Consider the following 19,579-nt stretch of genomic DNA (forward strand, 5'->3'; position numbering starts at 1 on the left):
GCGATGCCTGGCGCCACCTGAATTGAAACTTTCGGTGGAACAACGTCCGGCAACAGAAGTTTGCCTTCAAACCAAACTCGAGCGGCGGCCGATGTCATTCTCTCCAAACCAGGGTGTGTTGAGCACCCCACCCCGGATCTATTATGTCAATCCACTCCTTCTTCAGGGTATCGATGCATGGCGCGAGGTTTTCGACCATGCTGCGGAAACCGGTTTCGACCGTGTGCTGACAGCACCGCTCTTCGACCGGGGCGGGGCGCGCAGCATTTTTTCCTTCCAGGATATGAATCGACTCGATCCTCAACTGTCGCTCGGAAGTGCAGTCGAGGATGGGGTGGGTCGCCTGGTGGAGGCCGCCCGCAGGAGCGGCGTCACCCTGATGATGGACCTGATGCTCGACGGCAAAGCCCTGGATACCAAGGCAGGCTTTCGCCCTGTCGACCCAAGACGCTCACCACTGGATCCAGCAGGGCCGATGACTGAGATGGACGCGGAGTCTCAATCCCGGCTGTTGGAAGAATGGGCCGAACGGCTGCGGGGGCTGGCCGGTCTCGGCCTCTGCGGCTACCGCGCGCTCGGGATTGATCGCATTGCGCCGGCGGCTTTCAAATCGCTGATTTCCGCCGTGCGCGAGAAGGCGGACGCGCAATTCCTCGCCTGGACGCCGGGCACTGATTTTGGGGCGAGGAGCGCGGTCCAGAATACAGGCTTCGATGGATGTTTTTCATCTATGGCTTGGTGGGATTTCGACGAGAGATGGTTCATCGAAGAACACCGGGTTCAGAAGCCGCTCGGCTGGCAGATCGCTTTTCCCGAGCCGCCATTCGGCAGGCGGATCGCGCACGGAACCCAGAGCCGCGAAATCCTCGAACGACGGGCTATCAGGGCGCTGCGCCTTGCCGCCTCGCTCGGTGGCGGCCTGATGGTTCCGATGGGTTTCGAATATGGGGCCGCCATGCCGCTCGATCCGACCCATGGGAACGGGACGGGCTTGCGGGGGCTGCGCCATGATCTCACTTTCGATATTTCTTCCGAAATTCGCCTTGCGAACAGCGAAATCGGCAAAGTCAGTTATGCGCCAGCCTCATCCCTGCGGCTCATCCGCAACGCCAACGGACCGGTCTCGGCGCTGCTGCAATCGGCGGCGGAAGACTTGCGCAGCGCCGAGAATGTGCGCTTCATCCTGCTCAACAGGGACCTGCGGAAAAGTGCGCCAGCTCCGCTAACGGCACTGCGCGAAGCGGCTTCCGGTTTTCTTCCGGTTGCAGCCGACGGCACCCCTCTGCGGCTGCGGGCAGGGGAAACCCTGGTGATCGAAGGCAGGGCGCCGGCGCCGATCACGTCCCGGCCTATGCTGGACATCGCGCAGGCGACGGCGTCGCCGCGGCTCGCCATTGAAAACATCATGCCGCGAGTCGATGACGGGCGCTTTCCCATCAAGCGAGTGGTCGGCGATGTCGTCAGTGTCGAGGCGGATATATTCGCGGACGGGCACGACCCGATCGCCGCGGTCCTGCTGTGGCGGCCGCTCGATGCGGCGGATTGGACCGAGACGGAGATGCAACTGGTCGAAAACGATCGCTGGCGCGCCGAATTCCTGCTGGAGCGCATCGGACGCTATGAGTTCGCTGTCGAGGCATGGAAGAACCCGTTTGCGATCTTTCGCTACGAACTGACGAAGAAGAGCGATGCGAGACTGGACCTGAAGCTTGAACTCCAGGAGGGGTTGAACCTGGTTCGTTCGGCTGCGACGCCTGCCGATGCAGCGCTCGGCGCCGACTTGAAGGTTCTCGTCAGCAGTCTCGAAAGCGCCTCGGATGCCGAGCGCACGGCGATCCTGCTCGATGCCCGAACATCGGAATTGATGAACAAGGCGGACAAGCGGCCGTTTCGGCTTCGCTCGACGGCAAGCGCCGTCGATGCCGAACGCAAGGCGGCTGCCTTTGCCAGCTGGTACCAGATCTTCCCGCGCTCGCAGAGCGGCGATCCGAACCGACATGGCACCTTCGACGACGTCATCCCGAGGTTGCACGCCATCCGTGACATGGGATTCGACGTGCTCTATTTCCCGCCGATTCATCCGATCGGTTCGACCAACCGGAAAGGCCGCAACAACAGCCTGAAAGCCGGGCCAGATGACCCCGGAAGCCCCTATGCCATCGGCTCCGAGGACGGCGGCCATGATGCCATCCATCCCGAGCTCGGCGATTTCGAGGACTTCCGCCAGCTGGTGGAGGAGGCAGGCCGGCACGGCCTGGAGATTGCTCTCGACCTCGCGATCCAGGCGTCGCCGGATCACCCATGGCTGAAGGAGCATCCCGGCTGGTTCGACTGGCGTCCCGACGGAACGATCAAATATGCCGAGAACCCGCCGAAGAAATACGAGGACATCGTCAACGTCGATTTTTATACAAAAGATGCGTTGCCCTCCCTGTGGGTGGAGCTCAGGGATATCGTCCAGCTTTGGGTGGACCAGGGCGTCAAGCTGTTTCGCGTCGACAATCCGCACACCAAGCCCTTTCCGTTCTGGGAGTGGCTGATCGGCGATATCAGGGCGCGTCACCCCGATGTGATCTTCCTGTCGGAAGCTTTCACCAAGCCGAAAGTCATGTACCGGCTGGCAAAGATCGGCTTCTCACAGTCCTATACCTACTTCACCTGGCGCAATGCCAAGTGGGAGCTCGAGCAATATATGGGGGAACTCACGGAGACAGCGCCGAAGGAATTCTTCCGCCCGCATTTCTTCGTCAACACCCATGATATCAATCCGGATTTCCTGCAGAACGCGCCACGTTCCGCCTTCCTGATACGGGCGGCGTTGGCCGCCACGCTGTCTGGGCTTTGGGGCGTCTATAACGGTTTCGAACTTTGCGAGGGGCGTCCCGATGCCAAGCGCAAGGAATATGCCGACAGCGAGAAGTATGAGATCCGCGCCTGGGACTACGACCGCCCGGGCAATATCATCGCCGAGATCAGGATGCTCAACCGCATCCGGAACGAAAATCTCGCCCTGCATTCCCATCTCGGGCTGACACTGCTGAACGCCTGGAACGACAACATCTTGTTCTTCGAAAAGGCGAGCCGCGCCCGCGACAATGTCTTGTTGATCGCCATCAGTCTCGATCCGCACAACTTCCAGGAAAGCGACGTCGAGCTGCCGCTCTGGAAGTGGTCGCTCGGAGACGGTGGAGCGCTCGACGCCGAGGATCTGGTCGCTGGGCATCGGTTCAGATGGAATGGCAAATGGCAGAGAGTGAGCTTCAACCCTCAGATCCTGCCCTTTGCGATCTGGCGCGTTCGCGCAGCGGAGGCATGAATGGACACGTTGAATCCCGACGGTATGAACCAGCCGCTCTGGTACAAAGACGCGATCATCTATCAGCTGCACATCAAGTCGTTCTACGACGCCAATGGTGACGGGATAGGCGATTTCGCCGGCTTGCACCAGAAGCTCGATCACATCGCAGCCCTTGGCGTCAACGCCATTTGGCTGCTGCCGTTCTTTCCCTCGCCGCGCCGAGACGACGGTTACGACATCGCCGACTACGGCAATGTCAGCCCCGACTACGGGACAATGGAGGATTTCCGGGCGTTCGTCGACGCCGCCCATCTGCGCAATATTCGCGTCATCATCGAGCTCGTCATCAATCACACGTCCGACCAGCATCCCTGGTTCCAGCGCGCTCGCCACGCCCCGGTGAGGTCGCCGGAGCGCGAATTCTATGTCTGGTCGGACAGCGACCAAAAATTTCCTGAAACCCGCATCATCTTCCTCGACACCGAAAAATCCAACTGGACGTGGGATGCGGTTGCCGGCGCTTACTATTGGCACCGCTTCTATTCCCACCAGCCCGATCTCAATTTCGACAGCCCACTCGTTATGGAGGAACTGCTGAAGGTGATGCGCTTGTGGCTGGAAACCGGTATCGACGGGTTCCGTCTCGACGCGATTCCCTACCTTGTCGAACGCGAGGGAACGATCAACGAAAATCTTCCCGAGACCCACGCGATCCTCAAACGGATCCGCGCCGCTCTCGACGCCACTCATCCCGGCGTCATGCTGCTTGCAGAGGCCAATCAATGGCCGGAGGACACGCGCGAATATTTCGGTGAGGGCGACGAATGCCACATGGCCTTCCACTTCCCGCTAATGCCGCGCATGTATATGGCGATCGCCAAGGAAGACCGGTTCCCGATTACCGACATCCTGCGCCAGACGCCCGAAATCCCCGAGAATTGCCAATGGGCGATCTTCCTGCGCAATCACGACGAGCTGACCCTCGAAATGGTGACCGACGCCGAGCGGGACTATCTCTGGGAGACCTATGCATCCGACAAGCGCGCCCGCATTAACCTCGGCATCAGGCGGCGTCTGGCGCCGCTGATGGAACGCGACCGCCGGCGCATCGAACTGATGAACGCACTTCTGCTCTCGATGCCCGGAACGCCTGTCATCTATTACGGCGACGAGATCGGCATGGGCGACAACATCTATCTCGGCGACCGGGACGGGGTGCGGACGCCGATGCAATGGTCGCCGGACCGCAATGGCGGCTTCTCCCGCACGGACCCGGCTCGTCTCGTCCTCCCGTTGATTGCCGATCCGCTCTATGGTTACGAGGCAGTCAACGTCGAGGCCCAGAGCACCGATGCCCATTCGCTGCTCAATTGGACGCGAAAGATGCTGGCGCTGCGCGGCAGGCATCCGGCCTTCGGGCGCGGCTCGTTGCGGTTCCTCTCGCCTGAGAACCGAAAGATTCTCGCTTATCTCAGGGAATATGACGGCGAGACGCTGATGTGCGTCGCAAACCTTTCCCGGCTGCCTCAGGCGGTCGAGCTCGACCTCTCGGCTTTCGAGGGCCGTGTGCCGATCGAGCTGACCGGCATGTCGCCCTTTCCGCCGATCGGTCAGCTGACCTATCTCCTGACATTGCCGCCCTACGGCTTCTTCTGGTTCCAGCTGGAGGCCGATGCCGATCCGCCGGCATGGCGCACCGCGCCGCCCGAGCAATTGCCCGACCTCACGACGATGGTCATTCGCCGCGGCCTGCTCGATCTCGTCGATGAGCCGCGGCTGGGACGCGTCCTCAGCACCGAAATCCTGCCTGCTTACCTCGCCAGGCGCCGCTGGTTCGGGGCGAAGGACCAGCCGCTCCAGGCGGCGCGGCTGATCTCGGCAACGCCGATCCCCTTTGCTGATGGTGTCGTTCTCGGCGAATTGGAAGCGGTGCTGCCGGATCACACCGAATCCTATCAGCTGCCGCTCGCGATCGCCTGGGACGACGCGCAACCCTCTGCTTTGACGCAGCAGCTTGCTCTGGGGCGGGTTCGCCAGGGCAGGCGGGTCGGCTTCCTGACGGACGGGTTTGCCGTAGAGCCGATGGCGCGCGGGGTCCTGCGCGGGCTTGCCGACCGCTCCATCATCACCGGGCGTACCGGCACGCTGGAATTCCTTGGCACCGAGCGGCTCGACCGGCTTGATGTTACCGACGATATGCCGATCCATTGGCTTTCCGCCGAACAATCCAACAGTTCGATGATCGTCGGTGACGTCGCGATGATCAAGCTGATCAGGCATATTTTCCCCGGCGTCCATCCGGAGGTCGAGATGACGCGGTTTCTCACCCGCGCCGGCTACGACCACACCGCGCCGCTGCTTGGCGAGGTCGCGCACACTGATTCCAGCGGGCGTCGCTCGACTTTGATCATCGTTCAGGGAGCGATCCGCAACCAGGGCGACGCCTGGAACTGGATGTTGAGCAATTTGCGCCGCGCGGCAGACGAGCTCGTGCTGAATGACCCGGCGGTGGAACCAGGCGATGATGTCTTCCAGTCACTGATCAGCTTCGTTGCAATGGTGGGCCTGAGGCTCGGCGAATTGCATGTCGTCCTCTCGGGGGAGAACGCGGACGAGGCGTTCAGCCCTCTGATCGCCGGTGGCGGTGAGGTTGAGGCGATCAAGAAGGCGGTGGCGGGCGAAATCGCTTATGCGATGTCGAAGCTTGCCGAACGCGAGGAAAGTGCCGATCCCGCGGTCGATCTGCTCGCTCGCCCGCTTCTGGAGCGCCGCGCCGAACTCGTCGAGCTTGGCGCAAACCTGGCGGAGAGCACTCGCGGCATGTTGATGACGCGTACGCATGGCGATTTCCATCTAGGCCAGATTCTGGTCAGCGAAGGCGATGCCGTCATCATCGACTTCGAAGGCGAGCCCGCGAAAAATCTCGCCGAGCGCCGCGCCAAGACCGTTCCGCTCCGCGACGTCGCCGGGCTTTTAAGATCGTTGAACTATCTCGTCGCCACCGCGCAGCTCGACAATGATGCGGTTACCGAACACGAGAACGAGGTGCGACGGGACGCCATCGCCCGCTTCGGGCGCAGTGCCGAGGAGGCCTTTCTCGATGCCTATTGGCAGGCGGTCTCCGCATCGAAGACGCTCGCTATGCCGCCCGAGCAACGACGGAGGGTCCTCGATGCCTTTCTTCTCGAAAAGGCCGCCTATGAAATCGCCTATGAAGCGCGTAACCGGCCGAAGTGGCTGCCGATCCCGCTCGCCGGCCTTACCGAAATCGCATCGCGCTTAGCGGGGGTAACGGCATGAATGTTGAACGCATGGAACTTCTCGCAGGCATCGGACAGGATGCGCTTTGGGCTCTGATAGAGGGCCGCCACGGCGATCCCTTTTCGATCCTTGGTCCCCACGAAAGCGGCGGCATGACGATCGTGCGGGTGTACTTGCCCGGCGCGGAAGCGGTCGATCTCATCGACGCGACGAGCGGTCGTGAGGTGACGCCGTTCAGCATCGTCCACCCGTCCGGCCTGTTTGCGGCGGCCGCCGCTTCGAGGACGGGATACCGGCTGCGGATCACATGGCCGGATGCAGTCCAACTGACTGAGGACCCCTACAGCTTCGGTCTGCTGCTCGGGGAACTCGACCTCCATCTGATATCGGAGGGCACTCACTATAGTCTCAGCCGGACGCTCGGCGCGGTTGAGATGTCGATCGACGGTATATCGGGCGTTCGTTTCGCCGTGTGGGCTCCGAATGCGCGCCGCGTCTCGGTCGTCGGGGACTTCAACGCCTGGGATGGACGGCGAAACCCAATGCGGCTGAGACAGTCGGCAGGCGTCTGGGAGCTGTTTATCCCCCGGCTGGCTCCGGGTGAAAGATATAAGTTCGAGATCATCGATGCGCAGGGGACCTGCCTGCCGCAGAAAGCCGATCCGGTGGCGAGGGCGAGCGAGGCCGCCCCATCCACCGCCTCCATCGTCGCATCGTCGACGCCGTTTCGATGGAGGGATGAGGGCTGGATGAAGAGCCGGTCCCGGCAAGACAGGCTGGAGGGCGCGCTCTCCGTCTATGAAGTGCATGCCGGCTCCTGGCTTCGCGACCAAAAGGACGGCAACAGATCGCTCGACTGGGCCGAGCTCAGCCAGCGGCTCGTTCCCTATGCCAGCGATATGGGATTTACGCATATCGAGCTGCTGCCGATTATGGAGCATCCGTTCGGCGGGTCCTGGGGGTATCAGCCGCTTGGCCTCTTCGCTCCAACTGGCCGATATGGGACGCCTGAAGATCTCGCTTATTTCGTCGACCGCTGCCATGGCGCCGGGCTCGGCGTCATCCTCGACTGGGTGCCAGCCCATTTTCCGACAGACGTTTGGGGGCTTGCCCGCTTCGACGGCAGCGCGCTCTACGAGCACGAAGATCCGCGCGAGGGCTTTCACCGCGACTGGAACACGCTGATCTACAATCTCGGCCGCAAAGAGGTGAAAGGGTTCCTGATCGCCAGCGCGCTGGAATGGCTGGAGCGCTACCATATAGACGGTTTGCGGGTCGACGCCGTGGCATCGATGCTCTACCGCGATTACAGCCGCAACGAGGGCGAATGGATTCCCAATCAGTATGGCGGTCGCGAGAATCTGGAAGCGGTCGAATTCTTCAAGCATCTGAACAGCATCATTCACGCGCGCTGCCCGCACGCGATGACGATCGCCGAGGAATCGACGGCCTGGCCCGGCGTGACGAAGCCACCGGAGGAGGGGGGGCTGGGGTTCGATATCAAATGGAACATGGGCTGGATGCATGACAGCCTGAGCTACATCGAGAAGGATCCGGTGTACCGGAGCTATCACCACGGCACGATGACCTTCGGCATGATCTATGCCTATTCCGAGCGCTTCATTCTGCCGATTTCACATGACGAGGTCGTCTACGGAAAGGGCTCGCTGCTGACGAAGATGCCGGGCGACGAATGGCAGAAATTCGCCAATCTGCGCAGCTATCTTGCCTTCATGTGGGGGCATCCCGGCAAGAAGCTCCTGTTCATGGGCAGCGAAGTCGCCCAGCCGGACGAGTGGAATCATGACGGCTCGGTGAGCTGGGATGTGCTGGACCGGCCTCAGCATGTGGGGATCCAGCGGCTGGTGAAGGATCTGAACGGCCTTTACGGGGACGAGCCGGCATTGCAGTTCGGTGACTTTCATCCCGAGGGTTTCGAATGGGCGGCAGCCGACGACGCCGTCAATTCCGTCCTCGGCATGCTCCGTTATGCGCCCGATCGCGCTTCGACGGTTCTGGTCATGTCGAACTTCACGCCGGTGCCGCGTTACGGTTACAGGATCGGTGTGCCGAGAGACGGCGTGTGGGTCGAGCGGATGACGACGGATGCGCGGGAATATGGCGGCTCGGGCCTTGTCAACGGCGCGGTGTCGACTGAACCCGTGCCCGCCCACGGCAGGTCCGTCTCCCTGTCGCTGACGTTGCCGCCACTGTCGACGATCTTTCTGCAAGGACCGTCACCATAAGCCTTTAGCCCTTGCCTATTCATTCGTGCGGAGCTGGATGAATGAAAGGCCAAGGGCTCGCCTCGGATCCCTTCTCGATGGGAACCTCGATGAGAACAGGTTCGTCGAGAGACAGGGCATCCTCGATCGCGTCTTTCAGTTCGCCAGGGCTCGTCACCTTGAATGCTCGAATGCCGAAGCTCTCGCCAAGCGCGACAAAGTCCGGATTGGTGAGCTCCGAGCCAAGATAACGGCCTTTATACGCCTGCTTCTGGTCACGCAGTACGTTGCCATAGGCCGAATTGTTGAAGACGATGGCGATGACATTGATCTTATGCTGGACGGCGGTAGCAAGTTCCTGAACCCCGAACATGAAGCCGCCATCGCCGGAAACTGAAATAACGGCCTTGTCGGGATTGGCGACTTTCACGCCCAAGGCCGTGTTGAAGCCGAAACCCAGATTGTCCTGATAACCGCATGTGACGTACTGACGAGCGGCATAGACCGGGAATGCAAATCGGGCGGTAAAGCCCATCTGGCAGATTTCCTCGACGAAGAAGCCATCCCTTGGCAGGGCTCGGCGAATGGCATCGAGATAGGCGAGTTGCGGCTGCACTGCCGAGAAGCGAGACTTGGCCTGTTCGTTGCGTTCGGCAAATTCGCGCGTGCGATCTTCACGGCCCAGCCCGGCAAGCGCATCAACGAGGGCCTGTGTTCCGGCCTTGGCGTCCGAGACGATGCCGACATCAGGCTTGAGCCGGACCATTTCGGTCGGATCGATATCGATGCGGATCACCTTGAGATCCTTGGGAAGCCACTTCCATCGCATGAACTGCAATTCCAGCCGGCTGCCGATCCCGATCAGGACGTCCGTCTTCCGCCAATATTCGTAGGCCGCGACGAAATTCAGGTAGTTGGGGTGATCGTCGGCGACGATGCCCTTGCCGGAGCGATGGGACGTGACCGGCGACTGCAGCAATTCCGCAAGAGCAGCGATTTCCGCTCCAGCATCCACCGCGCCGCCACCAACCATGATCATCGGGTTGGCGGCACCTGATATCAGTGCCGCAGCGGCGGCGACCTGATCAGAGTTGACGGCCGGATGAGGTGCTCTCGTGCCGACCGGCAGATCGGTTTCTGGGCCGAATTGCCCGAACACGTCCCATGGCGCTTCGACCGCTCCTGGACCCTGGCGGCCGGTGAGCATTTTGGCGACGACCTCGGCCGTGACCGGACCGGTTTCGGACTGGTGATTGATCCGCTCCGCCGTTTTCGTAATTCCGCGCATCGTCGCGAGCTGATCCGGCAGTTCGTGCAACTGTCCTCTGCCCTGACCGATCAGGTGGGACATGATGTTGCCGGTGATGCACAGCACCGGGGTATTGGCGCCGTAAGCGGTGCAGAGAGCCGCGCCGGAATTGAGGACGCCGGGCCCGGAACGACGGTATAGGCGCCGATCCGGCCGGTGGACTTGGCATAGCCATAGGCCATGTAACCGGCGCCCTGCTCGTGTCTGGTGTGAATGAACCGAATTTTGTCACCGGCGTCATAAAGGGCGTCGTTGAAATCATACATGTGGGCGCCCGGGATGCCGAACACGGTGTCGATCCCGTGGGTGACGAGCGAACGGGTGATCGCCTGACCGGTCGTTTCTTTCCTACTCATTCGGAGGCTCCAATGCTGCGTTCGGTTACGATCTCAGGCAGCCTTCGGCCCGGAGCGCCGCGACGATGGCGCCGGCATCGGCCGGCTGCATGCCGGCAAGGTTCATGCGCCCGGAATCTGCCATGTAGATGCCGTGGTTTGCCCTGAGCGCGACCGCCGTTTCCTTGAGCATGGAGAGATTGGAAAACAGCCCGCGTTGCCGGCTGATGAAGGCCAGCTCGGGAGAGGCCGCGGCCAGCGCCGCGCGATTGCCGTTGACGCGCTCGCACATTTCTTCGAGTTCGGTGCGCCACATTGCCGTCATTTCGGGGCTTTCGAGAATGGTCCTGACGACGACCGCCCCATGATCCGGCGGCATGGACCAGTTGACACGGGCGAGGGCCGCCATGTTGCTTTCGGCCTTTGCAACGTCGTCGGCATTGCGGGGCACGACATAGAGCGCGCCGACGCGCTCGCGATAGAGGCCGAAGTTCTTGTCGCAGGAATAGGCGATCAGCGCTTCCTCGACCGCATCGAGGATCATGCGGGTGGGCGCGGCATCCTGTTCGAGACCGTCGCCCAGCCCCTGATAGGCAAGATCGATGAACGGCACCAGCCTGTGCGCAACGAGGAGATCGGTAATCTCTCGCCACTGCTCCATGGTGAAATCGATACCCGTGGGATTATGGCAGCAACCATGAAGCAGCACGACGTCGCCCGCGTTGGCGGAAGACAAGGTGTCCACCACGCTTTCGAATTTCACATGCTGTGAAGCCAGGTTGACGAAGGCATATTCCTTCACGGTCAGCCGCGCCGAAGAGAAGATCGGTGCATGATTGGGCCAACTCGGCGTCCCCAAGAGAACCTTCGCCGATGGATTTGCCGTTTGGATGAGTTCTGCGCCGAGTCGGAGCGCGCCGCTTCCACCCGGCGTCTGAATGCCGGCGAGGCGGTCGGCGATTTTCGGGGAGTTTCCGAAGATGATGGGCTCAAGCTGGCGCACGAATTGCAGGTCGCCTTCGGGGCCTAGATATTTCTTGCTGTCCTGAGTCTCAAGAAGAAGCCGCTCCGCCGCCTTGACGGCACGCATGACGGGCGTGCGTCCCATGGCGTCGCGATAAACACCGACGCCGAGGTCTATCTTTCCGGAGCGCTCGTCCGCCTGAAAAGCCTTGATGAGTGCAAGCAGGCTGTCGGCCGGCCGGTTCTTCAGTTCCTCAAACACAGGTCCACCTCTTTTTTGATGTCATTGGCCGGAGATTAGCGGAACTTTCGCGACGAATTTCTGCGATTATCTCCTTTTATAGTCGCGTCAATGCAGACAATCGGCGAATTGCGGGTATATTACGCAGAAATTCCCCTTATATGAGAGGGCAGGCCATGCTCGACCAGTTCGATATCAAATTGCTTGCCGCCCTCCAGCAAAACAGCGAGGTGACGCAGGGCGAGCTGTCCCAGAAGGTCAACCTGTCCGCCACTCAATGCGCACGTCGTTTGGAAAGACTGCGCAAGGAGCAATATATTCAGAGCGTTGTCGCCATCCTCAATCCGGTGAGGCTGGGTTTCACCGTCGTTGCGCATACGCTTGTCAGCCTGCGCGCGCATACGGAAGGCGGAAACGAGCGGCTCCATCGTTTCATCGAGACCGCGCCGGAGATCCTGGAATGCTACTCGCAGACGGGCGACGCCGACTTTCTGATGAAGGTCATGACGCGCGACCTCGACCATCTCAGTCAGTTTCTCGAAAGAATGATCCGGGTCACCGATAATCTGGCATCGGTCAAATCGAGCATCGTCCTCAAGACACTGAAAAAGACGACCGCTTTGCCGCTGCAGATCGTGACGTGAGAGCGGCCGCTGTCACCTGAGATAGTGGATGTGCGGGCGCGAATGATGGGGCGAGGCTTCGATGCGGGCCTCGACGGAAAAGACCTCGCGCAGAAGGTCTTCGCTCAATACGTCCTGCGGTGCGCCGGAGGCGACAATCCTGCCCTGCTGCATGATAACAAGCTCGTCGCAGAACATGGCTGCATGGTTGAGATCGTGCAGGGCGACGATGCTGGTGATCGGCAGGCCGGAGACGAGCCGCATCAGGCCGATCTGGTGCTGGATGTCGAGATGGTTCGTCGGCTCGTCGAGGATCAGCTCCTGGGGCGACTGGGCGAGCGCCCTGGCGATATGGGTGCGCTGCTTTTCGCCGCCCGACAGGCTCTGCCAGCGATCGTCGCGCTTCTCCGCCATGCCGGCGCGCGCCAGCGCCTCTTCGACCGCCTCTTCGTCCGCCTTCGTCCAGCCTGAAAACATCGACCGGTGCGGAAACCGGCCAAGCTTGACGACGTCGACGACCCTGAGATTGGCATTTGTCGTGGCGTGCTGCTCGACGAAGGCAATCCTTCGGGCGATCGAGCGGCGGCTGATCGTGCCGATGTCGCTCCGGTCGAGCGTGACGCGGCCGGAATGCGGCCGCTTCAGGCCGGCCAGAAGCCGCAGCAGCGAGGTCTTGCCCGAGCCGTTCGGCCCGAGCAGGCCGAGCATCCGGCCGGGCTGCGCCTCCATGGAAACGCCGTCGAGAATGGTTTTCCTGCCAATTTTCCAGGTGAGGTTGTCGGCCTTGATACTCATGATGCGCGCTGGAATCGGTAAAGGATGATCGAGAAGAAGGGGACGCCCACCAGGGCCGTGACGACACCGATCGGCAGGATCTGGTTCGGAATGAGGGCGCGTGCGGCGATGTCGGCGAGCACCATGAAGATCGCCCCTGTCATGGCACAGGCCGGCAGCAGACGGACATGCAGCGGCCCGACGACAAAGCGGGCGACATGCGGCACGACGAGGCCGACGAAGCCGATAGACCCCACCATGCTGACGATCGTCGCCGTCATCATTGCCGTCAGCGCGAAGAGCACCATCCGCGCGCGGCCGACATTGACGCCGAGCGAGGACGCTGCCTCGTCGCCGAAAGCGAAGGCGTCGAGCACACGGGCATAAAATAGGCAGCCGACGAGGCCGATACCGACAATGATCGAGACCAGCGCGAATTCCGGCCAGCGCACGCCGCCGAAGCTGCCGAGCAGCCAGAACATGACATCGCGCGCCTGCTGCGCATTGGCCGAGGTGGTGACGATATAGGACGTCGTGGCGTTGAAAAGCTGCGAAGCGGCGACACCGGCAAGGATGGTGCGATCCGCACCGCCGCGCGTGCCGTTCGACAGCAGGGCGACGAAGAAGAAGGCTGCGAAGGCACCGGCAAAGGCACCGGCGGAAAGCGAGACCGCGCCGGCGCCGATCCCTAAGATGACGATCGCGACGGCGCCGGAGGAGGCGCCGGCGGAGATGCCAAGAACATAAGGTTCGGCGAGCGGATTGCGCAGCAGCGATTGCATGATCGCGCCCGACAGCGCGAGGCCCGCGCCGCAGAACGCGGCGACGAGCGCCCGGCTGAGACGATAATCCCAGATGACGGTCTCATGGATGCGGTTCAGTTCGACCGCGGTCCATCCCAGCCGGTTGGTGACGGCCGAAAACGTGGTTGCAAGCGGGATCGGCAGGTCGCCGATCCCGACGCTGATGCCAATGGCGATAGCGATGAGGCAGAAAGAGGCGACGAGCAGTGCGAGGACGGCTCCCAGCTGCCGGAAGATGCGGCCCGCGTCCGTCACTTCAAAAGACCGAGAGCCTTCAGCTGGCCGGCCACCTGCTCGGCGCCGTAGACCGTGCGGACGGTCGGGTTCATGGCCTGGCCGTCCATGATCACGATCGCCTTGTTCTTGACGGCAGGGATCTGGCTGACGGCCGGATCGGTGTTCAGGAAATTGATCTTGGCCTCGGGCTTGTCGAGCTCCCAGCGGTTACGGTCGAGACTGGCGACGACAATGACGTCGGGATTGGAGGCGATGATGCCTTCCCAGCCGAGCGTCGGCCATTCCGCTTCCGCTGATATCGCGTTGTGTCCGCCGAGCAAGTCGGCGATGAAGCCGGACGCGCTGTTCTTGCCGCCGAGATAGGCGTCGGCCGACGGGCTGGGGCTGGAGAACCAGAAGACGTAGGAAATGTTCTTGCCGTCCTTCGAAACGCCGGAGCGAAGCTTGGCTTCGCGCGCCTCGAAGTCGGCGATCAGCGCTTGGCCGCGATCGGCGACGTCGAAAATCTCAGAGAGTTCGTCGATCTCCCTGTAGAGAAGATCCATGTTCCACAGCTCTGCGCGGCTGCCATACTGGTCCTTGACGTCCTTGGTGCTCAGGCAGGTGCTGGGCGAGAGATAGGTGGCGACGCCGACCTTGTCGAAATCTTCGCGCTTGGCAATCTTGCTGTTCGGCCCGACCAGGCTCGGCAGGGCCACTGCGACGAAATCGGGATTTTCGGCGAGCATCGATTCGAAGGTCGGCATCTCTACGGTTAGAAGCTTGACCTTGGCATTGGCTTCCGCGAGCTGCGGCAGAACCTTGCTTGGCCAGAAGGCCGTGCCGGCCATCTTGTCCTGAAGGCCGAGCAGCAGCAGGATTTCAGCGCTGTTCTGGCCGAGGCCGATCGCCCGTTCGGGTGCCTTCTGGAACGTCACCTGCGCGCCGCAGTTTTCCAGGGTCAGCGGGTAGGTTGTCGAACCGGCCAAAGACGGATTTGCGGCAAGGCCGATCAGGGTTGAGAGGCCGCAGGCGGCCAGAAGCGATTTGAGGCTGGTCACGAAGAAATTCCCGGTGAATATATGGGGCCGGGCTATAGCCTCAGAAACAGGCAGAAAACAAGACAAAAGAAATCCACTTATCGCAAAATTGACAGGGGGAGGTGCCCTGTGCGTTCCGGTGCCAGAAAGTCTGCCGCCTTGCTCCGGGTCATATGCGTTCTGGATGACCGTGGAGAGGAAACGGCTTGGCCCCGATCCTCCGTGACGGAGCCAAGCGAACCCGCTCCAAAGTCGACGGCATCAGGGTAAAGCCATCGGACATGTTCAGGTCAGCTTTGCCACGAGCTTGGCATAGTCCGAAAACGTCAACCGTTCGCCTTTCCTGCCTGCTTCCTCGGCGAGCTGCAGCACACGGATGGGGAACAGGATCGCTGCGCGGTTAGCATCCGACAGTTCATGGTCGTCGTCCTCCTCGATTGCTTTCGTGGCTTTCGAGAGCGCGGCATTGAGTTCTCCGCTGGTAAGCAGTTCCTTCTCGACGATCGCATCACATATCGACGCCATGGCCATGATCAGGCCCTTGAGCTGGAGGTTGGCCGTATTCATGAGAACTCCGAGGAAACGAGAGGACCTATTATGGTGACGCTCCGGCGCCTCGCCGATTGCGCCGGGGATATTGCTACGTCAGTCCGTTTGAACCGGTCGGATCGAGTCGATAGTGACTACACCGTCGACGATCCCGCGCGTGACATCGCGCCTGTTCCGATCGATCTCGATGACAGTGTAGAGCTTGTCGTCCCGAAAGGCGCTGGCATTGACCGTCGTCACATCCTCGGCGGGAGCCGCATCCACTTCCATGAAGTCGAGTTCGCCCGCCGCTGCGACGATCCTGGCGTCACCCGGCGTTCTGGCGGCGACGACGATGGTGCCATGTCCGGGGGAATTGTCCCATCGCGGATCGTCGGGTGCGGCGATCGGCTCCAACCGGTAGATGTTGAGCATCTCACTGCCAGCGTCGGGCGACGCTTGCGCAGCCGCATCCCTAATTTGCGCCTGGCTCTCGACCGACTTTCCGAAGGTGGTCTGGCTGGTCGCGTTGTTGATCTCTTCCTTGCCTGTCCTCGAGACGTTCGACATGTCGCTCTCCATTGTCAGGACGGAAACGACAGCCGGCAGGCAAGTGTTCCCCCGCGCACGAAAAACCGCAAATTCCGGCCAGACGGTTTCCGGCGCGCATTTTCGATACCTGCAACTATCGGGCTCATTTTAAGCGCTGAATTATGATAAGCTGTGTACGGGACGGCCCATAGCAATTTCCGAGTTGAGCGCTGCCTCGAACCTGACGGCGCAGGTGCGCAATATCGCCGACTCACGGTCGCCGTTGCGAATGGCGATCTTTCCAAGAAGATCACCGTTGACGTGCGCGGCGAAATCCTGCAGCTCAAGGAAGCGATCAACACCATGGTCGACCAGCTCAGGTCCTTCGCCTCGGAAGTGACGCGCGTCGGCCGCGAGGTCGGCACCGAAGGCAAGCTCGGCGGGCAGGCTCTGGTGTCCGGGGTGGCAGGCACCTGGAAAGGACCTGACCGATTCCGTTAATGCCATGTGCGGCAACCTCACGGCCCAGGTCCGTAATATCGCCCAGGTGACCACGGCCGTGGCACGCGGCAATGCACCTGCCGCAAGAGGCATCTTCCGCTTCCCAGGCTTTGGAATTCTTTGCCGACGGACAGGGTTGCGATCTCGTCATCACCGATCATGCCATGCCGGGCATGACGGGCGCTGAGCTTGCGCGCCACCTTCGCTCCTCCTTTCCAGGCCTGCCCATCATCCTTGCCTCGGGCTATGCCGAGTTTTCCGAAGACCATGGCCCCGGCCGGATGCTGCGGATGAAGAAACCATTCACGCAGGAACAGCTTCAGGCGGCGATGGATCAGGCTCTCTCGGGCAAAGTCGCGGCGGGCTGACAGTCGAAGTGCCGGCGCCGCAATTTCGGGTCGCAGTCAAGGCGGTTGACGGCAGTTTTATTTGTCCAGGTTATCAAAAACTGATAACATGGCTTCGATGAAAGGTATTGCCATGCCCTCCAGCTATAATATCGGGCCTCGCTATGAAGGCTTTGTCCGTGAGCTTGTTGAAAGTGGACGCTATGCCAGCGCCAGCGAAGTCATGCGTGATAGCCTCCGCTTGCTGGAACAGCGGGAGGAAATTCGCGCGCTTGAACTGGAAAAACTCAAGCGGGAATATGCCGAAGGTAAAGCCAGCGGCGAACCCGAAGAGATTGACCCTGCGGCCTTCCTGCAAGAACTGAAAGCAGAACGCGCAGTTCGTGGCTAAATATAAGTTGTCTCCGCGTGCCCAGCGCCAGATGCGCGATATCTGGCGCAATATCGCCGTTCACAATGAACTGGATGCCGACAGGCTCCTGCAAAAACTTTTCGACAAGTTCGAACTGGTCGCCGCTCATCCCGAAATGGGGCCTGCGCGCCCGGAAATCAGCCCCGCGGCCCGATTGCTTATCGAGGGGCGCTACATCGCCGTCTATGAGCCCACCAATTACGGCGCCGAAATTGTCGTGGTCGTACATGGAATGCGCGAGCCAGCGACCTGGCTCGACTGACCCAGACTTCTATGTTTCGGTGAATGGTGACAGCGGCCGCTTTCGCGCGTCCGCTTGCTGACGAAACTTTTTGCTCCCGCAAAAGTTACCCAAATCCCATCCCCGATTTCATCGAAGGCCTTCCTTTGACCCAAATGACGTTCGGCCCCGCATTCACCGAAACGGGCATTCTGTTTCGCCTCTGGGCTCCCTTGCATGAAAGCGTGTCGCTGAAACTCGAAGGCGCTGATCCGCGGCCGATGCAGGCGGTCGGAAACGGCTGGCACCACTATACGGTCGCGGATGCCAGTGTCGGTACCCGCTATCGCTTCGTCCTGCCGGACGGTCTCGAAATTCCCGATCCCGCCTCGCGGTTTCAGCCGCAGGATGTGCACGGGCCGAGCGAAGTGGTCGACCTTTCCTTCTATCGCTGGAAGACGATCGACTGGGCGGGTCGGCCTTGGGAAGAGATGGTCATCTACGAGATGCATATCGGCTGCTTCACGCCGGAGGGTAGTTTCAAGGCGGCAATCGAGCATCTCGACTATCTGCAGCAGCTGGGCGTCACGGCACTGCAGATCATGCCGCTTAGTGAATTCCCCGGACGTTACAGCTGGGGTTATGATGGCGTGCTTCCCTATGCTCCGGACCGCAGCTACGGCCGGCCGGAAGATTTCATGGCGCTGGTGGACGCAGCGCACCAGCGCGGCGTCTCGGTTTTCCTGGACGTGGTCTACAATCACTTCGGGCCGGACGGCAATTATATCCCGGCCTATGCGCCACTCTTTACCGATCATCACAAGACGCCCTGGGGCAACGGCATCAACTACGACGGCGACGGATCTAAGATGATCCGCGAATTCATCATCGAAAACGCCATCTACTGGGTCACCGAATTCAGGCTCGACGGTTTCCGCTTCGATGCCGTCCACGCCATCAAGGACGACAGCGCGGAGCATTTGCTTCATGCGCTTGCCCGGCGTGTCAGGGCCGCGGCGGGCGACCGGCATGTTCATCTGATCGTCGAAAACGAGGAGAACGACAGCGACCTGTTGCAGCGTGACGAAAACGGGGAAGTGAGGCTGTTCACCGCCCAGTGGAATGACGATGTCCACCATGTGCTGCATATCACCGCCACGGGCGAAACCTTCGGCTATTATGCCGATTACGCCGGTGACGCCGGCAAGCTCGGCCGGGCGCTGGCGGAAGGCTTCGTGTTTCAGGGGGAACACATGCCCTACCGCGGTGGAAGCCGCGGCAGGCCGAGCGGCCACCTCCCGCCCACCGCTTTCATCTCCTTCATCCAGAACCATGACCAGATCGGCAACAGGGCGCTGGGGGACCGGATACTTGCTTCGAGCCCTGCCGATGTCGTCAAGGCCGTCGTCGCCATCTACCTGCTGGCGCCGGAGATCCCGATGCTGTTCATGGGCGAGGAATGGGGCGCCAAAGAGCCTTTCCCTTTCTTCTGCGATTTCGACGAGGACTTGAACGAGAAGGTCAGGAAGGGCCGTCGCGAGGAGCTCTCCCGTTTGCCGGGATTCGACGCCAACGATCTTCTCGACCCGACGGCGCCATCGACCTTCGCCGCCGCCAAGCTGGACTGGTCGAAACTCACCTCTTCCGAGATCCTTGATTTTTACAGGACGCTTCTCGACCTTCGACACCGAAGGATCGTGCCTTTGCTCAAAGGCGCCGGCGCCGGAAACGCGGTCTATCGCTCGGCGGGAAGCGCGCTCTCGGTGGATTGGAGCCTGGCGCAAAACCGACGTCTTCATCTGCACGCCAACCTCGGCGCCGAGACGGCGCCGCTCGTCTCGGAGCGAGACGACGGCGAGACGATCTTCCGTCTCGGCGGCAGCGATGGTGGCAATCTCGCGCCCTGGACGGTGATCTGGAGCATCAGCGAGGCTTGATGGCGCGCTGACAGG

The 19,579-nt window shown here is 61.2% G+C and carries 13 protein-coding genes and 3 pseudogenes; 9 read left to right on the plus strand and 7 right to left on the minus strand.

Annotated elements, in window-relative coordinates; genetic code table 11:
- The first annotated feature begins 91 nt into the window (after nucleotides 1-91).
- Genes N1937_RS26470 through glgB form a run of 3 tightly spaced genes read left to right on the plus strand, consistent with a single transcriptional unit; the run spans nucleotide 92 to nucleotide 8,805 of the window.
- Nucleotides 92-3,316 (plus strand): alpha-1,4-glucan--maltose-1-phosphate maltosyltransferase, encoded by a 3,225-nt coding sequence (locus N1937_RS26470; protein WP_260059381.1) that lies wholly within the window; start codon nucleotides 92-94, stop codon nucleotides 3,314-3,316.
- Nucleotides 3,317-6,598 carry a maltose alpha-D-glucosyltransferase gene (gene treS, locus N1937_RS26475; protein WP_260059384.1) on the plus strand — a complete coding sequence of 1,094 codons (3,282 nt, stop codon included), beginning with the start codon at nucleotides 3,317-3,319 and terminating at the stop codon, nucleotides 6,596-6,598.
- Nucleotides 6,595-8,805: a 1,4-alpha-glucan branching protein GlgB gene (gene glgB, locus N1937_RS26480; protein ID WP_017967446.1), complete on the plus strand. Its 2,211-nt coding sequence runs from the start codon at nucleotides 6,595-6,597 to the stop codon at nucleotides 8,803-8,805. Before treS ends, glgB begins: the two co-directional genes overlap by 4 nt.
- Nucleotides 8,806-8,824: 19 nt before the next feature.
- Here glgB and N1937_RS26485 read toward each other — a convergent pair.
- Nucleotides 8,825-10,449: pseudogene (locus N1937_RS26485) on the minus strand (thiamine pyrophosphate-dependent enzyme).
- A 25-nt stretch (nucleotides 10,450-10,474) separates the two neighbouring features.
- Nucleotides 10,475-11,653, minus strand: coding sequence for an amino acid aminotransferase (locus N1937_RS26490; protein ID WP_260059387.1), 1,179 nt, complete (start codon nucleotides 11,651-11,653; stop codon nucleotides 10,475-10,477).
- A 155-nt stretch (nucleotides 11,654-11,808) separates the two neighbouring features.
- Between N1937_RS26490 and N1937_RS26495 the strand changes: the two genes are divergently transcribed.
- Nucleotides 11,809-12,276 (plus strand): Lrp/AsnC family transcriptional regulator, encoded by a 468-nt coding sequence (locus tag N1937_RS26495; RefSeq protein ID WP_017967443.1) that lies wholly within the window; start codon nucleotides 11,809-11,811, stop codon nucleotides 12,274-12,276.
- 12 nt (nucleotides 12,277-12,288) lie between these two features.
- On the opposite strand, the gene N1937_RS26500 is transcribed toward N1937_RS26495, so the two are convergent.
- The 5 genes from N1937_RS26500 to N1937_RS26520 all read right to left on the minus strand — a co-directional run bounded on the left by N1937_RS26500 (nucleotide 12,289) and on the right by N1937_RS26520 (nucleotide 16,198).
- Nucleotides 12,289-13,050, minus strand: coding sequence for an ABC transporter ATP-binding protein (locus tag N1937_RS26500; protein ID WP_017967442.1), 762 nt, complete (start codon nucleotides 13,048-13,050; stop codon nucleotides 12,289-12,291).
- Nucleotides 13,047-14,087 carry a FecCD family ABC transporter permease gene (locus N1937_RS26505; RefSeq protein ID WP_260059388.1) on the minus strand — a complete coding sequence of 347 codons (1,041 nt, stop codon included), beginning with the start codon at nucleotides 14,085-14,087 and terminating at the stop codon, nucleotides 13,047-13,049. Before N1937_RS26505 ends, N1937_RS26500 begins: the two co-directional genes overlap by 4 nt.
- Complete coding sequence (locus tag N1937_RS26510; protein WP_260059389.1) at nucleotides 14,084-15,109, minus strand: ABC transporter substrate-binding protein; 1,026 nt, start codon at nucleotides 15,107-15,109, stop codon at nucleotides 14,084-14,086. The genes N1937_RS26505 and N1937_RS26510 overlap by 4 nt, the downstream gene beginning before the upstream one ends.
- Before the next feature lie 264 nt (nucleotides 15,110-15,373).
- Nucleotides 15,374-15,655, minus strand: a complete 282-nt coding sequence (locus N1937_RS26515) for a hypothetical protein (RefSeq protein ID WP_017967439.1) — start codon at nucleotides 15,653-15,655, stop codon at nucleotides 15,374-15,376.
- Nucleotides 15,656-15,733: 78 nt separating this feature from the next.
- Nucleotides 15,734-16,198: a hypothetical protein gene (locus N1937_RS26520; protein WP_170275947.1), complete on the minus strand. Its 465-nt coding sequence runs from the start codon at nucleotides 16,196-16,198 to the stop codon at nucleotides 15,734-15,736.
- A gap of 175 nt (nucleotides 16,199-16,373) precedes the next feature.
- Between N1937_RS26520 and N1937_RS26525 the strand changes: the two are divergent.
- The 5 genes and pseudogenes from N1937_RS26525 to treZ all read left to right on the plus strand — a co-directional run.
- Nucleotides 16,374-16,721: pseudogene (locus N1937_RS26525) on the plus strand (HAMP domain-containing protein); the annotation flags it as partial.
- A 1-nt stretch (nucleotide 16,722) separates the two neighbouring features.
- Nucleotides 16,723-17,016: pseudogene (locus N1937_RS26530) on the plus strand (response regulator); the annotation flags it as partial.
- 112 nt (nucleotides 17,017-17,128) lie between these two features.
- Complete coding sequence (locus tag N1937_RS26535) at nucleotides 17,129-17,386, plus strand: type II toxin-antitoxin system ParD family antitoxin (RefSeq protein ID WP_020486220.1); 258 nt, start codon at nucleotides 17,129-17,131, stop codon at nucleotides 17,384-17,386.
- Complete coding sequence (locus N1937_RS26540; RefSeq protein ID WP_222295471.1) at nucleotides 17,379-17,669, plus strand: type II toxin-antitoxin system RelE/ParE family toxin; 291 nt, start codon at nucleotides 17,379-17,381, stop codon at nucleotides 17,667-17,669. Before N1937_RS26535 ends, N1937_RS26540 begins: the two co-directional genes overlap by 8 nt.
- 125 nt (nucleotides 17,670-17,794) lie before the next feature.
- Nucleotides 17,795-19,564, plus strand: coding sequence for a malto-oligosyltrehalose trehalohydrolase (treZ, locus tag N1937_RS26545; protein WP_260059391.1), 1,770 nt, complete (start codon nucleotides 17,795-17,797; stop codon nucleotides 19,562-19,564).
- The last annotated feature ends 15 nt before the right edge of the window (nucleotides 19,565-19,579 follow it).

Source organism: Rhizobium sp. WSM4643, from assembly GCF_025152745.1.
GTDB lineage: Bacteria > Pseudomonadota > Alphaproteobacteria > Rhizobiales > Rhizobiaceae > Rhizobium > Rhizobium leguminosarum_I.

Bases quoted from the DNA above. Each gene is read 5' to 3' on its own strand.
- N1937_RS26470 (WP_260059381.1), top strand. From the start codon at position 92: ATGTCATTCTCTCCAAACCAGGGTGTGTTGAGCACCCCACCCCGGATC.
- N1937_RS26520 (WP_170275947.1), bottom strand. From the start codon at position 16,198: ATGGAGAGCGACATGTCGAACGTCTCGAGGACAGGCAAGGAAGAGATC.
- glgB (WP_017967446.1), top strand. From the start codon at position 6,595: ATGAATGTTGAACGCATGGAACTTCTCGCAGGCATCGGACAGGATGCG.
- N1937_RS26515 (WP_017967439.1), bottom strand. From the start codon at position 15,655: ATGAATACGGCCAACCTCCAGCTCAAGGGCCTGATCATGGCCATGGCG.
- N1937_RS26495 (WP_017967443.1), top strand. From the start codon at position 11,809: ATGCTCGACCAGTTCGATATCAAATTGCTTGCCGCCCTCCAGCAAAAC.
- N1937_RS26500 (WP_017967442.1), bottom strand. From the start codon at position 13,050: ATGAGTATCAAGGCCGACAACCTCACCTGGAAAATTGGCAGGAAAACC.
- N1937_RS26535 (WP_020486220.1), top strand. From the start codon at position 17,129: ATGCCCTCCAGCTATAATATCGGGCCTCGCTATGAAGGCTTTGTCCGT.
- treS (WP_260059384.1), top strand. From the start codon at position 3,317: ATGGACACGTTGAATCCCGACGGTATGAACCAGCCGCTCTGGTACAAA.